Origin of the sequence: Sphingomonas sp. SKA58 (assembly GCF_000153545.1) — a bacterium.
Lineage (GTDB): Bacteria > Pseudomonadota > Alphaproteobacteria > Sphingomonadales > Sphingomonadaceae > Sphingobium > Sphingobium soli.
Genome location: NZ_CH959308.1, coordinates 120,029 through 133,319 on the forward strand (window position 1 = coordinate 120,029; position 13,291 = coordinate 133,319).

14 protein-coding genes are annotated in these 13,291 nt (G+C 62.1%); 4 read left to right on the forward strand and 10 right to left on the reverse strand.

Annotated elements, in window-relative coordinates; genetic code table 11:
• The first annotated feature begins 7 nt into the window (after positions 1 to 7).
• Positions 8 to 610: a DUF4142 domain-containing protein gene (locus SKA58_RS15915; protein ID WP_009823492.1), complete on the forward strand. Its 603-nt coding sequence runs from the start codon at positions 8 to 10 to the stop codon at positions 608 to 610.
• An 8-nt stretch (positions 611 to 618) separates the two neighbouring features.
• Complete coding sequence (locus SKA58_RS15920; protein ID WP_037543909.1) at positions 619 to 1,401, forward strand: SDR family NAD(P)-dependent oxidoreductase; 783 nt, start codon at positions 619 to 621, stop codon at positions 1,399 to 1,401.
• A gap of 255 nt (positions 1,402 to 1,656) precedes the next feature.
• Here SKA58_RS15920 and SKA58_RS15925 read toward each other — a convergent pair whose 3' ends face one another.
• The 7 genes from SKA58_RS15925 to SKA58_RS15955 all read right to left on the reverse strand — a co-directional run bounded on the left by SKA58_RS15925 (position 1,657) and on the right by SKA58_RS15955 (position 10,007).
• Positions 1,657 to 2,463: a class I mannose-6-phosphate isomerase gene (locus tag SKA58_RS15925; RefSeq protein ID WP_009823494.1), complete on the reverse strand. Its 807-nt coding sequence runs from the start codon at positions 2,461 to 2,463 to the stop codon at positions 1,657 to 1,659.
• Positions 2,464 to 2,581: 118 nt separating this feature from the next.
• Positions 2,582 to 3,382 (reverse strand): ROK family protein, encoded by an 801-nt coding sequence (locus SKA58_RS15930; RefSeq protein WP_332249878.1) that lies wholly within the window; start codon positions 3,380 to 3,382, stop codon positions 2,582 to 2,584.
• Between the two features lie 229 nt (positions 3,383 to 3,611).
• Complete coding sequence (locus tag SKA58_RS15935) at positions 3,612 to 3,839, reverse strand: DUF3072 domain-containing protein (RefSeq protein WP_037543911.1); 228 nt, start codon at positions 3,837 to 3,839, stop codon at positions 3,612 to 3,614.
• Positions 3,840 to 3,906: 67 nt separating this feature from the next.
• Complete coding sequence (locus SKA58_RS15940) at positions 3,907 to 4,818, reverse strand: dimethylarginine dimethylaminohydrolase family protein (RefSeq protein WP_009823498.1); 912 nt, start codon at positions 4,816 to 4,818, stop codon at positions 3,907 to 3,909.
• 74 nt (positions 4,819 to 4,892) lie between these two features.
• A complete protein-coding gene (locus SKA58_RS15945) occupies positions 4,893 to 6,179 on the reverse strand; it encodes a cation:proton antiporter (protein ID WP_009823499.1) in 1,287 nt (428 codons plus the stop codon).
• A gap of 41 nt (positions 6,180 to 6,220) precedes the next feature.
• Positions 6,221 to 9,274, reverse strand: a complete 3,054-nt coding sequence (locus SKA58_RS15950) for a PAS domain-containing protein (protein ID WP_083784926.1) — start codon at positions 9,272 to 9,274, stop codon at positions 6,221 to 6,223.
• 115 nt (positions 9,275 to 9,389) lie between these two features.
• On the reverse strand, positions 9,390 to 10,007 hold the full coding sequence (locus tag SKA58_RS15955; protein ID WP_037543917.1) for a retropepsin-like aspartic protease family protein: 618 nt from the start codon (positions 10,005 to 10,007) through the stop codon (positions 9,390 to 9,392).
• Between the two features lie 220 nt (positions 10,008 to 10,227).
• On the opposite strand from SKA58_RS15955, the gene SKA58_RS15960 reads away from it, so the two are divergent.
• Together SKA58_RS15960 and SKA58_RS15965 are read left to right on the forward strand one after the other, a co-directional pair.
• Positions 10,228 to 10,416, forward strand: a complete 189-nt coding sequence (locus SKA58_RS15960) for a DUF3008 family protein (protein ID WP_009823502.1) — start codon at positions 10,228 to 10,230, stop codon at positions 10,414 to 10,416.
• 178 nt (positions 10,417 to 10,594) lie between these two features.
• On the forward strand, positions 10,595 to 11,521 hold the full coding sequence (locus tag SKA58_RS15965) for a cation diffusion facilitator family transporter (RefSeq protein ID WP_232209453.1): 927 nt from the start codon (positions 10,595 to 10,597) through the stop codon (positions 11,519 to 11,521).
• A 19-nt stretch (positions 11,522 to 11,540) separates the two neighbouring features.
• Here the strand turns inward: SKA58_RS15965 and SKA58_RS15970 are convergent, their stop codons facing one another.
• The 3 genes from SKA58_RS15970 to yaaA form a co-directional block, all read right to left on the reverse strand.
• Positions 11,541 to 11,732 (reverse strand): hypothetical protein, encoded by a 192-nt coding sequence (locus tag SKA58_RS15970; RefSeq protein WP_156784245.1) that lies wholly within the window; start codon positions 11,730 to 11,732, stop codon positions 11,541 to 11,543.
• A 101-nt stretch (positions 11,733 to 11,833) separates the two neighbouring features.
• Positions 11,834 to 12,532: an SDR family NAD(P)-dependent oxidoreductase gene (locus SKA58_RS15975; protein WP_037543918.1), complete on the reverse strand. Its 699-nt coding sequence runs from the start codon at positions 12,530 to 12,532 to the stop codon at positions 11,834 to 11,836.
• A complete protein-coding gene (yaaA, locus tag SKA58_RS15980) occupies positions 12,529 to 13,281 on the reverse strand; it encodes a peroxide stress protein YaaA (RefSeq protein ID WP_037543920.1) in 753 nt (250 codons plus the stop codon). Before yaaA ends, SKA58_RS15975 begins: the two co-directional genes overlap by 4 nt.
• Positions 13,282 to 13,291 lie beyond the last annotated feature (10 nt).

Below are 13,291 nucleotides of genomic sequence, written 5' to 3' on the forward strand. Positions count from 1 at the left end.
AAGCAGGATGAAGATGACACCCCTGATCCTGACGCTGCCGGCCCTTGCGCTGGCTGCGTGTCAGCAGCAGCCCGCCGACGAAACCGCTGCCACTGGCAATGCGGCGATGCCGGGTGGCAACGCTATGACGATGGCCGGCAACAATGCCAGCGCGATGATGCCGAACGCCCCCGTGGCCGTGCCTATTGATGCGGCTGGCTATGTCGCACAAGCGGGCGCGGCCGACCTGTTCGAGATCGAGTCGTCGAAGGCCGCGCTCGAAAAGAGCCAGAATAAGGCGGTGCGCGATTTCGCCCAGATGATGATCGACCAGCATCAAAAGTCGACCGCCGACATCAAGGCCGCGGCCCAGAAGGCAGGCGTGACCGTACAGCCCCCCAAGCTGATGGCCAACCAGCAGCAGATGCTCGAGGAGATCAAGGCTGCGGACGCTGGGCGCTTCGACAGCGTCTATGTGCGGAACCAGCGAATGGCTCATGACGCCGCTTTGGCGCTGCATCAGGGCTATGCCCGCGATGGGGACACGCCAGCGCTCAAGCAGACCGCCGGTGCCGTCGCCAAGGTGGTGCAGGCGCATATCGACCGTCTTGCCAGCCTGCCCGCCGCGTGACGCTGACCATGAAACCCTTCGCGATCATCACTGGCGCATCGACCGGCATCGGTTTGGAACTGGCGCAAATCGCGGCGCGGGAGGGCTATGACCTGCTTGTCGTCGCGGACGAACCGCGGATCGACGCTGCTGCCGACGCGCTTCGGCAACATGGTGGCTACGTCCGTTCGCTTCAGGCCGACCTCGCCACCCTGGACGGCGTCGACCAATTGCTGGAGGCAGCGGGCGACCGTTCGGTGGATCTGCTTTGCGCCAATGCGGGAATGGGCACGGGACACGCTTTTTTGGAACAGGACGTCGCTTTGTGGCGACGTTCGATCGACACCAATATCACCGGCACTGTGTATCTGTTACAGAGGATGCTGCGCCCAATGGTCCAGCGGAACGCCGGCAAGGTCCTCATCACTGGATCGATCGCCGGCTTTATCCCCGGCAGCTTCAATGCAGTGTACAATAGCACAAAGTCCTTCATCAACAATTTCGCCGATGCGATCCGTGATGAAATCAAGGATGCGGATGGCGTGACGATCACGACGCTGATGCCTGGCGCGACCGATACCCAATTCTTCGCTCGCGCCGATATGCTCGATACCGATGTCGGCACCCGCGAAAAAGCGGATCCGGCCAAGGTGGCGCAGGATGGTTGGGACGCGCTGATGGCGGGCAAGGCGCATATCGTTTCCGGTTGGAAGAACAAGGTGCAGGCAGCAGCAGCGCATGTGACGCCCGCATCGATCCTCGCGGGCCAACACCGGAACATGGCAGAGCCGGGCAGCGCCGAAGAGGCGTAGGAGAAGATATGATGACGGAGAAAAAGTCACAGATGGGGACAGGGCGAACACGCCGGAAGGTCCCCTGAAAGAGGCGCTCCCCGGCCATGAAAAGGCCGACACCCGGACATCGGGTGGCCAGCCGCCTGAAAAGGTCGAGCATCGTCCGATGGTCAGCAAGGTAAAGCCGGAGGATTACCCCGATCGCGCGGGATAAGCAGAGTGGGCTGTTCGTCTATGAAAGCGACATCATCATACTGCCGCCGAAACTCAGCATCAGAGTCTGGCGATCAAGGCGTGCATATCCGTATCAAGCCTGACCTGCGCAGGGCCATCGATCAACCAACACTCGCCGGCGCGCCATGGCCGGCCATCGATTAAACCAGATCCGGAAATCGGCGTAAACCAGGTTTCGGCTTGCTCGAACTGGAGGGTGTCGCCCGCCTTGCCAATCCTGCTCTCTACAGCGAAGGGGGCGACGAAACGGTCGAGGAGGACGAGGTCCGCCGTCGGCGCGACATGCTGCTCATTCAGGATATAGGGTTCCGGCCGGCTCACCGAAATTCCGTCATCCAGATGCAGAGCCCTTGGCCGGCCATAATCATATAGGCGGTAGGTGACGTCGCTATTCTGCTGAATTTCAACAAGGGTAATGCCGCTGCCGATCGCATGAATGGTGCCAGCCGGGATATAGTAGAAACTGCCGGGCCTTACCGGCTTCCAATCGATCAGATCCTCGATCGATCCATCCAGGGCCGCGGACCGCAAAACATCATGGCTGACAGGACGCACCAGGCCTATTCCCAGCCGGGCGTCCCCTTGCGTTTCGAGCACGTACCAGCATTCGGATTTTCCGCTGCTCAGGTTTCGGGCGCGGGCTTGATCATCATCGGGATGAACCTGGATCGAAAGCCGTTCGCTGGTGAACAAATATTTGACCAGCAGGGGCTGGTCGCGATCCTCCGGGCCGATAAACCAAACCTCGCCAATGCGCTGGCCGGCAGCCGCTTCATAGAGCGCGGGAATATCCTTCCGGCCCCAAGGCTTCTCGACGATATGAGGAGTCAGTCGATGGGATGTCACATGAAAGCCTTTTCCTGCGCCGCTATGGCCAGGGCGATGGTCCCCAATGGTCCCGCCTGGTTTCCCAGTGCCGGTGCGACGATATAGGGCTGGTCCATCGGAAGAGCCATATAGCCATTCAGGCTGTCGCGCAGCGCCCCTCGATCCTTTCAAGCAGATGGGGCTGGTGCGCCAGCACCCCGCCCCCCATGGCGATGCGCACAGGTCCTGCGGTGCAGACAAGAGCATGAACCATTTTGGCCAGACTGTCGACAATAGGATCCCACACAGGATCGTCGCGCGCAATATTTTCAGGGGAGCGACCTTGGAGCCGGGCGATGACGGCGGGACCAGCGGCGAGCCCTTCGACGCAATCGTCATGATAAGGACAAAGACTGGAAAAGTCGTCGCCGGCCATAGGCGGAACGCGAATATGACCCGCTTCGCTATGACCTATGCCGCGCGTAGGGAAACCATGAACGACCAAGCCAACGCCGATACCGGTTCCGACCGTGACATAGGCAAAGTCGCGCAAGCCCTGCCCGCTGCCCCAGCGAATTTCAGCCATGGCCGCGCCGTTGACATCGGTATCGAAGGCGCAGGGGATGTTGAAGGGCCTCGCCAGCGCCTCAATAAGGTCAGTGCCTGGCCATCCAGGTTTCGGTGTCGCCAGAACATGTCCGTAGCTGAGCGAACCAGGGTCGATATCGATCGGACCGAATGCCCCGATCCCCAGCGCGTCAAATCCTTTGCCATCATGCCATTCTTGCAGGACAGCTACTATCGCCGACAACGTGTCTTCAGGCCGCCGGGTGGGGATCGTGCGTTGGTCCAATATGTCGTCTGGTCCCGACGCGAGGGTGCAGATGCATTTGGTGCCGCCAAGCTCGATCCCGGCATATCGTCGCGTGGCAAAAGGCGGCGCGGCGCACTTAGTCAAACCAGCGCCCCTTTGGGTTCAGTTCAACAAGACCTGCCAGTGTAATTGAGGCAGAGGCGGCCGTCAGCGTCCCCATGTGCCCGAGCAAACAGAAAGAGATCATTCGCCGACCCTAGGCATAGAGGCAGCATCGCGCAATGTTCGGGAAGGAGCCCCAAGCATCGGACACCTCAGGGCGGTCTCGCTGCGATGCTGCAAAATGATAGTCGGTTCCTGATATGAAGATCCCTCAGTCTCGGCCGAGTTGCGCTTTCAACGCGTCGATCCGTTTCGAGGCGTCCGCCTTGCTGAGCGTGGCGGCAGGCGGCTCGACCCCCGCCTCTTCGCACAGGGTCGTCAGATAGGACGCCTGCGCACCGGTCATGGGGTCATCGCCCGATACCCAGTCATCGGGATCCTTTTCGGCATTCGAGCCGGGATGTTCGTCGAGTTTCGGATTGTCTAAAGGTTGGGTCACGGCCACGGCTCCATTGTTCCTGTTTCGTTCTAAGGAAAACGTCGCTTCAACCCGAACGTTCCCGCTGTCATTGCGTCACACGGCGCAGCGGCTGCGTAAGACAATGGATGCCGCCGCCGCAGGCTGCGAACTGGGAAATATCGACTTCGGACACCTCATAGCCAGCGCCGCGCAAGATGGGCGCGACCACACCATCCATGCGCGCAACAATGCGTCTGTCGCCCAGCGAAAGAATATTGCAGTCCAGCGTCGATGCCGCGCTGTCTGGCAAAGATATGATGGAAATGCCCCGCGCCTTTACGGCGGCCAGAAATTCAGGGTCCAAAAGGTCGATGCAGGCAATCGCTTCATTCTGGTCGACCATGCAGAATATGGTGTCGAGGTGCAGATTGTCGGCATGAAAGGGGCAAATGAGCACGTCCCAGCCCGCAGCCTGAAATGGGGCAGAAAAATCAAAGATCCCCGCAGCCGTGCTGCGTTCACCTGACATGCCGATCAGCAGGAGACCGTCGCGAGCGACGCAAATGTCGCCGCCTTCGATCGTGCCTGCTCGAACGCTTCGCACCGGCGTGTCAGAGGCGCCAAGAAACTGAATCAACCGGTCGATTTCAAGCTGGCGGTGAGGCATGGCCGGATTGAGCGCCACCATACCCCAGGGCGTGGATACGCCGACATCGCGTGTAAAGCACATATCCGGGAGGGCCGGATCGGCCGTCAGCATATGACACCGTACGCCGGAAGTCTCGAGCAGGCGGACAAGTTCGGCATGCTGACGTTGCGCCTCGTCAATACTGGCAACGAACCCTTGCGCAATATTGTGACGCGTCACCGCGCAGCAGGGAACAGGCGCCAGGAAATGCGGCGGGCACATCAGCACGTCGGTCAGGCGATCGGTTTCGCCCCGGATCGAATAGGGCGTTCGCGTCATGGCAAATGGGGCGGCGGTCGCTCCCAGGAATGGGTCGAAATCCAGTTTCATGCTGATCTCCTGAATTTCGTAAACACCCCGCCTGAAAACCGCGTTCCGGACAGATATGCGCTATCAAACTTAGGTTAGACACTTTCCGGGCAGGCAGAAGGTCCGTCCGGATCGCGGCCCTGCTGCCGATCCATGGCCCGCATGATCGGCGTGACGCTCAGGCCGTGCAGCAGGATGGAAAGCAGGACGACCAAGCTGACGATCGCCCATAGACGCTCGCCCGATCCAAAGCCGCCCGCGTTGATCGCATACGCAAGATAATAGAAGGACCCCACCCCCCTGATGCCGAAGAAGGCGAGCGTCATCTTCTCGCTCCTTTCGGCCGGCAGGCCGATCAAACCGACAAGACCCGCGGCGGGGCGCACCAGAAGGATGATCGCGATCGCGGCCATCAGGTCCACCCATTGGAGCGACGCCAGCACCCCGCTGACAAGCGCACCGCCAAAGAGGATTAGCACCACCATCATCGCCAGCCGCTCAACCTGTTCGGTCAGGGCATGCATCTCGCGCTGGAAATCATGGTCCCGATGCGAACGGCGCAGGGTCAAGGCGGTAACAAACACCGCGAGAAATCCGTAGCTGTCCACCATTTCGGCAGCGCCATAGGATATGAGCGTCGCGGCTAGCGCGATCAGCCCGTCGCCGGTTTGCGCCAAGCGATTTTTCGCGGGCACATGGAATGTCAGCCAGCCAAACAGGCGGCCGATGACCCAGCCGGCGATCAATCCGACGCCGATCTCCCAGAGGACGTCGTGGAGCAGCCAGTTGCGGAACCACGGCTCGTCCGAACCAGCGGCCACGGCCGCCAGCGCAATGGCGAGATTGACGAAAGGGAAGGCCAGGCCATCATTTAACCCGGCTTCAGATGTCAGCCCGAAGCGGACCTCGTCCTCTTCGCCGCTTTTGGGCGGTCCAACCTGTACGTCGGCCGCCAGTACCGGATCGGTCGGCGCGAGGCAGGCGCCCAGCAGCAGGGCCATGGCCAGCGACATGCCGAGCCCGTAAACGCCGATGAGCGTGATCGCTGCGATCGAAAGCGGCATCGTGATGCCCAATAGCCGCCAGGTGACGTTCCAGCGTCGCCAGCTGAAAAGCCGGTCGAGCTTCAGCCCAGCCCCCATCAACGCAATGATGACCACGAACTCGGTCAGCCGTTCTGCGACATCGGGCAGGATAGTCGGCAAAGGTCTGAAGGTGATGGGGGGGATAAGGAATATTGCGGCGCCAGCGGCCATGCAGATGATGGGCAGCGACAGCGGAAGTCGCTTCAAGGCCAGCGGCAACCATGCGACGAGGGTTATCAATATGCCTGCGCCGGTAAGCCACAGGATATAGGGTTCGGGGGAGGAAAGGCCGGGCATTCCCTCTAAACCCGAAACCACGACCATAGGTTCACCGGCGGTCAAGCCGCAGGCGCGGGTGCCTCAATCATTTCGCGAATCTTGGCGGACAGGACGTCGATCGCGAAGGGCTTGGCGATCATCTCCATGCCCTGGCCCAGAAATTCGCTACGCACCGTTGCCCGTTCGGCATAGCCGGTGATGAACAGGATGCGCAGGTCAGGGCGGTCGCCTCGTAAAATATCGGCGAGCTGGCGGCCATTCATGCCGGGTAGGCCCACATCGCTGATCAGCAGATCCATACGCGGCATGGTCTGGGCCAGCGTGATGGCCGTCTGACCATCGGGCGCCTGCCACACTTCATATCCCAGATCATCGAGCACGTCGCAGACCAGCAGCCGGACCGATGGATCATCCTCGACCAGCAGCACGCACTCGCCCGGCTCTGCCGGGCGCACCTCGACTGTCTCACTCCCAGCTTCTTCCTTCTCGCCGACGTGACGGGGAAGCAGGAGCCGTATCGTGGTCCCTTCTTCCGGAGCGGACGTGATGTGGACCTGGCCCCCCGACTGGCGGGCGAAACCATAGACCATCGAAAGGCCAAGGCCCGTACCCGCGCCAATCGGCTTGGTCGTGAAGAAGGGATCGAAGGCCTTGGCCAGCACGTCCTCGCTCATGCCCGTGCCGGTGTCGGAGACGCTGATTTCCACGAAGTCATCCGCCTGCATGTCGTCCGCGTCGAGGCCCGTCGCCTCGTTCGAAGGCGTGTTGCGCGCAGCGATGGTCAGCGTGCCGCCATGGGGCATGGCGTCGCGGGCGTTGATGGCGAGGTTCAGCAACGCGCTTTCCAGCTGATTGTGATCGGTTTTGGCCAGCCATGTCGCTTCGGGCAGGTGCACTTCCAACCGGATATTCTCGTCCATCGTTCGCCGCAGCATGTCTTCCATGCCGGTGACGAGGTCACCGACATTCACGGCTGTCACGTCGAGAGACTGGCGGCGGGAAAAAGCGAGCAGGCGCTGCGTCAGGGAGGCTGCACGCTGCGCCGACGTCATCGCCGTGTCGATATAGCGATCGATGCGATCCTGGCGCCCGGCGGCCAGATGCCGTTGAAGCAAGTCCAGCGAACCGATCACGCCCGTCAACATATTGTTGAAATCATGCGCGATGCCACCGGTCAACTGGCCGACGGCTTCCATTTTCTGCGCCTGCCGCAACGCTTCTTCCGTCGCGAGAAGTTGACGGGATCGTTCCTCGACCCGCTGCTCCAGACTGGCATTGAGTTCCGCCAGGGCGACGGTGGTGCGCACCCGCTCGATATGCGCCCAGGATCTTTCCGCCACCGATGCGATAAGGCGCAGTTCCGATGGAGTCCAGTCATGCGGCCGGGCATCGTGGACGGCCATGAGCGCGGTCAACTGGTTGCCTTTGATCAGCGGAAGACAGATCGTCGACGCGATCCCCATATCCTGGAATGTCCTGGCTTCGTGCGCGGGCAGATCGCGGGCATTGTCGTTGATGATCAGCGGCAGCCCGGCATGAAGCCGTTCCAGCGCCATCGCGCCGAAATCCCTCAACCGATAACGGCCCACGATCGAAGAGGAGCCGGTCGCCGCCCAATCACCGCGGATGGTGAACCCGTCTTCATCCTCATCCATGTCGGCATAGGCGCAATTGGACACGCCCAGATGGGTCGCGACCATCCGGGTCGTGATGGCCATGACCGTGTCAGCATCATCGGCGACCGTGATTTCCCGGCTGAGATCGTCCAGGAAGCGCAGGCGCATTTCGTTGGCGGCCAGGCTGTCTTCCTGCTCGCGCTGTAATGTCACGTCCGTATGGATGCCCACCCATTCGCGCAGATTGCCGTCCGGATCGAACATCGGCACCGCGCGAATGTAGAAACGCCGCCATTGGCCGTCGGCGCACAGGACGCGATGTTCGAAAATGAACATCTTGCGCGCGGCGACCGCTTCGTTCCAGGCGTCAATCGTGGGTTGGGCATCGTCGGGATGGACAGCCTCAGCCCAGCCATAGCCCTGATAGGCCTCCTGGCTTTGCCCGGTCAGTTGGGCCCAGCCCGGCTGGGGACCGCGCATTTTTCCGTCCGCGCTGTTGGTCCACAGATAGCCGTCGATGGCTGCGACCGCAGCCTCGAACCGTTCATTGCTGGTTTTGAGCGCAACCTCGCGATCGCGGCGTTCGCTCAGGTCCAGCATCGCGCCGATCATTCGGGTCGCCCGGCCTGACGCATCCCGAATGATGAAGCCGCGATCCAGCACCGGCGCGTAGCTGCCATCGGCGCGGCCGAAGCGATATTCGTCCGACCAATGAATGGCCTTGCTGTGGATGGCGTCATGTATGGCTGTGGCAATACGATCCTGGTCGTCGGGATGGATATGCGCGATCCACCACGCGCCGGACGGTTCAACCTCAGCCCGGTCGAACCCGTAAGCCCGTTCTAACGCCTCGTTCCATTCGACATGATCGGTGCCGAGATTCCAGTCCCAGATGGCGTCGTTGGTGGCACGGCCAGCCAGCCGATACCGCTCTTCGATACTGCGCAAATCGTCGGCGCGCCGATCGGTGAGGGCAACGATCCGGCGTAATTCCATCTGGGTCGTGGCTTGCCGCGCCAGCAGGTTGAGCAGATGGCGTTGTTGGTCCGTGATCCCGCCAGGCCGGGGTTTTCGGTCAAGAACGCACAACGTGCCGATGGGAATGCCTTCGGGCGTGCGCAGCAAGGCCCCTGCGTAGAAGCGCAGGCCATCGTCAGCCGTCACAAGCGGGTTGTCGGCAAACCGGTCGTCCAACCTGGTATCGGGCACGACCAGGACATCATCCTGCGCGAGCGCATGCGTGCAGATCGACACTTCGAGCGGCATTTCGCGGGCGGCAAGCCCGATTTGCGCCTTGAACCATTGCCGGTCGCTGGCAATCAGGTTGATGACCGCGATCGGCACATCAAGTGCCTGAGCGGCGAGCAGCACCAGATCGTCGAAATCAGGTTCGGCCGGGGTGTCGAGAATGGCATAGCTGTCGAGTGCCGCCATACGCTCCGCCTCGCTCCAGGAAGGGGGGGAGGCAACGGGGCTGCGCGAGGCATCGGTAGTCATGAGCCACCCATATCAGCCTGGCGAACGAATCAGCATTGAAATCACCTTAATCTGGCGCAACATTTCCCGGTGGCAGGCATCGGGTCAGAGGACATCATGGACGGCGAGCGGTGTGTCAACCGGCGGCGGGCGCGGAAGGCTCCAAGATGAGGGTGCGACCCTCGACGCGCCAGGATGCGAGTTGGGTGAGGAAGTTCATGCCCAATATGTCCACGTCACCCAGGGCTGGCGAGATGACGGCGCTGAGATCCCGTGCTTTCAGGCCGCCGATTTCAAGCCGGTCGATCGTTCCTGTTTCGACACGCACGGTGCCGTTGGCGGTGCGCATCAGGACGGGGACGATCCCGCTTTGCGGGGCCACTGACGCGGCGCGGGCGGTATCCTGAGAAATTGCGGTCACGGTCGCGCCGCTGTCGATGAGCATGCGGCGCGGGACGCCGTTGACGGTCGCTCTCGCCCAGAAGTGGCCGTCCGGGGACATGCGGATGCGGACGGTGTTTCCCTGCGTCTCCTGATCGGCCCAACCCAGGCGCGACTGGATTTGCGACAGGGCGGGATCGAAAGGCGCGCGCTGGGCGAGGATGAGTAGGCCGATGGCGAGCAGGCCAATGGAAAGCAGTGCGCGCAGGATGCGGCCAATGAAGGGGATGTTGAAGAGGAGTAACAGGACGACCGCCCCGCCCAGCGCATAGGGAAGAAGCCGCTGCCATTCCGGGTTGATCGAGATGTCCATTGATTGCCAAACCAGAGGCAGGGGCTTTCGATCCATAATGGCATGCTGACGAACGCGGACAGCAAAGGCGACAAAAGAAAAATTGCCGAGTTAGTTCGTTAGCTAACTAACAATATTTATCTCATTTTGGGATAGCGTGGGCTTTTGTCTAGCCGAAGTGAACAAGGCGGCGGTTCGTCCATTGATGTGGTGGGAGCGGGGCGATCGAAGGAGATGGTTCATGCCAGCGAAATCAGCCGCACAACAAAAAGCCGCCGGCGCAGCGCTTTCGGCCAAGCGTGGCGACACACCCAAGAGCGAGCTTCAGGGCGCGTCCCGGTCCATGGTGGAATCCATGAGCGAGAAGGAACTGGAAGACATGGCCTCGACCAAGCGTAAGGGCAAGCCTGAGCATAAGTCCAAGGATTAAGCGGCTGCGGCGCGCCCTATGCCGACCCCGCGGCGCAGTGAGCCAGGATTTGGACGCCAGAGAGCGGAACCCTTTGCCATGCCGGATCATTGCCGTCGCCATGATGATCCCGATGGTTGCGATCCCGTTCACGCCCGTTCCCGGCCATCGGCGCTGATCCATGGCGAAGGGGGGCGGCATGCGCGAGAATATCGTCCTCTACGGCGCTCTGGCCGCCAATGTCGGCATTGCTATCGCCAAATTCGTGGCAGCCGGGATCAGTGGTTCGTCCTCCATGCTGACCGAGGGCGTCCATTCGCTGGTCGATTCCGGTAATCAGCTGCTGTTGCTTTACGGGCAGCGCCGGGCGCGCAAGGGGCCGGACCACGCCCATCCCTTCGGCTATGGCCGCGAGTTGTATTTCTGGGCGTTCATCGTCGCCATATTGATCTTTGCGCTGGGCGCAGGCGTGTCGATCTACGAAGGCTTCGTCCATATCCGCGAGCCAGAACCGCTGCGAGATCCGACGATCAACTATGTCGTGTTGGGCGTTGCCCTGTTGCTGGAAGGCGCATCCTGGACAATCGCGGTGCGTGAATTCGACGCCAAGCGGGGCGATACGCCCTGGTGGACGGCGGTGCGGCGGTCGAAGGATCCGGCGGGTTTCATCGTCCTGTTCGAGGACAGCGCCGCCCTGCTGGGGCTGGTCGTCGCCGGCATCGGCGTGTCGGTCAGCCACTATGTCGGCGATGCGCGCATCGATGGGCTGGCGTCTATCGTGATTGGCGGCATATTGGCGCTGGTCGCGCTGCTATTGGCGCGCGAGGCCAAGGGGCTGCTGATCGGCGAAAGCGCCGACCCGGCCATCATCGCACAGGTCCGCGCGCTGCTGGAAGGCTATGACGCCATCCAGTCCGTCAATCATGTCCGCACCATCCATACCGCGCCCGACGCCGTGTTCGTTGCGATCAGCGCCGATTTCGCCGATGATCTGTCGATGGGCGAAGGCGAAGCGCTGATCGAAACGATCGAGACACAATTGAAGGCAGCGATGCCGCAACTGGCGTCCATTTATATCCGGCCGGAAAAGGCGCAGGATGCCCCGCCCCTTACCGACCAGGACTGATGCGACGATGGTGCATCGCCTATCGCGCGGGCGGCGACGCCATGGGGGGATGATGGTCCGGCTCGGCCATCAATCGCCGGATATCTGCCTCGCCCTCATTCGCCATTTCGATAAGCGCGTCGGCAGTGTGCGGATCGGTGGTAGTCATGGCGAGCCGACGGCACAACTCGACCCGGCCCCACATGCGCCGCAGCAATTCCGCCTGTTCCATGCCATGCCCCATAAAGCCGGTCGCCGGTCAGACGTCAGTCTGCAACGCCGGTTTCATCGCCTACCGCGCGGCGCGCGAACCGTCCAGCGGGGATAGGGCGGTCAGAACGGGATTTCTTCCCCCTGATAGTCGAACAGCTTGCCGCTGTCGGCGGCTTTCAGCCCTTCGACCACGTCGAGCAACTGCATTGCGGCGCGTTCGGGATCGAACAGGCGACCGTCGGGGACATTGGCCTGAAACGGACGGGAAAGCCCGGTATCGACGGTGCCGGGATGCAGGGTCACGACGATCGAGCGGTCGTTGCGACGCTTTTCCTCTATAGCGACGTTCCGCATCATCATGTTGAGCGCGGCCTTCGACGCGCGATAGCCGTGCCAGCCGCCCAGGCGATTGTCGCTGATCGACCCCACCCGCGCCGACAGGGCGGCGAAGACGGTGCGCCCGGTGCGCGGCATCAGTGGCAGGACATGCTTGGCAACCAGCATCGGCCCGATGGCGTTGACGGCGTAGCTGCGCGCCAGCCACTGCGGATCAAGCTCCCTTAGCGCCTTTTCCGGCCCATGATCCCCTTCATGCAGCAGGCCGGTAGCGACAAGCACCAGCGTGGGCGCGGGGCCGGAGGCGATCTGCGCCGCCGCCGCGGCGATGCTGGCTTCGTCGAGCAGGTCGACATGGTTTGCGCCGTTAAAGGAGCGGGCAAAACCATGGACCTGGTCAAAGGCGCCTTCCTCTTCCAGCAGCGCGCGGAAGGCTCCGCCGATGCCGCCGGATGCGCCGATGATGACCGCAGCGCCGCTCATGACCGCACGAACCGCCATTGGTCGGCGCTGCTTTCGGCGGCATCGAAGCGATAGCCATCGCTGTCGAAGCCGCGCATCGCGTCTAGGTCGGTGACATGATGTTCGCACATCCAGCGCGCCATCATGCCGCGCGCCTTCTTGGCGTGGAAGCTGACGAAGCGCGGGCCATCGGGGCCGGGTTCGCGAAAATCGACGTCGACGATGCGCACGTCGGGCAGGCGACCCTTGACGGCTGCGAAATATTCCTGGCTGGCGAGATTGAGGACCACCCCTGACCCCTCCGCCGAAATTTCGTCGCGCAGATAGTTGGCGATGCGATCGTCCCACCAGTCGGTCAGCGCCTTGTGCCGGGGCGCCCAGCGCGTGCCCATTTCCAGCCGATAGGGGCGGATCGCGTCGAGCGGGCGAAGCAGGCCATAAAGTCCCGACAGGATGCGGACATGATCCTGCGCGAAGGCGACGCCCGCTTCTTCCAGCGTATCGACTTCGAACCCGGTATAGACGTCGCCGGCAAAGGCGAAGAGGGCAGGGCGCTGCGGCAGGTCGGGGAAGTCGCGAAAGCGGTCGGCGTTGAGCTTGGCCAGCTTGGGCGAGATGTGCATCAGCTCCGCCAGCCGTTTCTGGCTCAATCGCGCGGCCGAACGGGCAAGGCTCTGCGCTTCATCCGCAAATTGCGGCGTGGTCGGTTCGAGTGGAGGCAGGGTGCGCTCGAAATCGAGCGTCTTGGCGGGGGAGAGCAGCGCGATCATGCGATGGCCG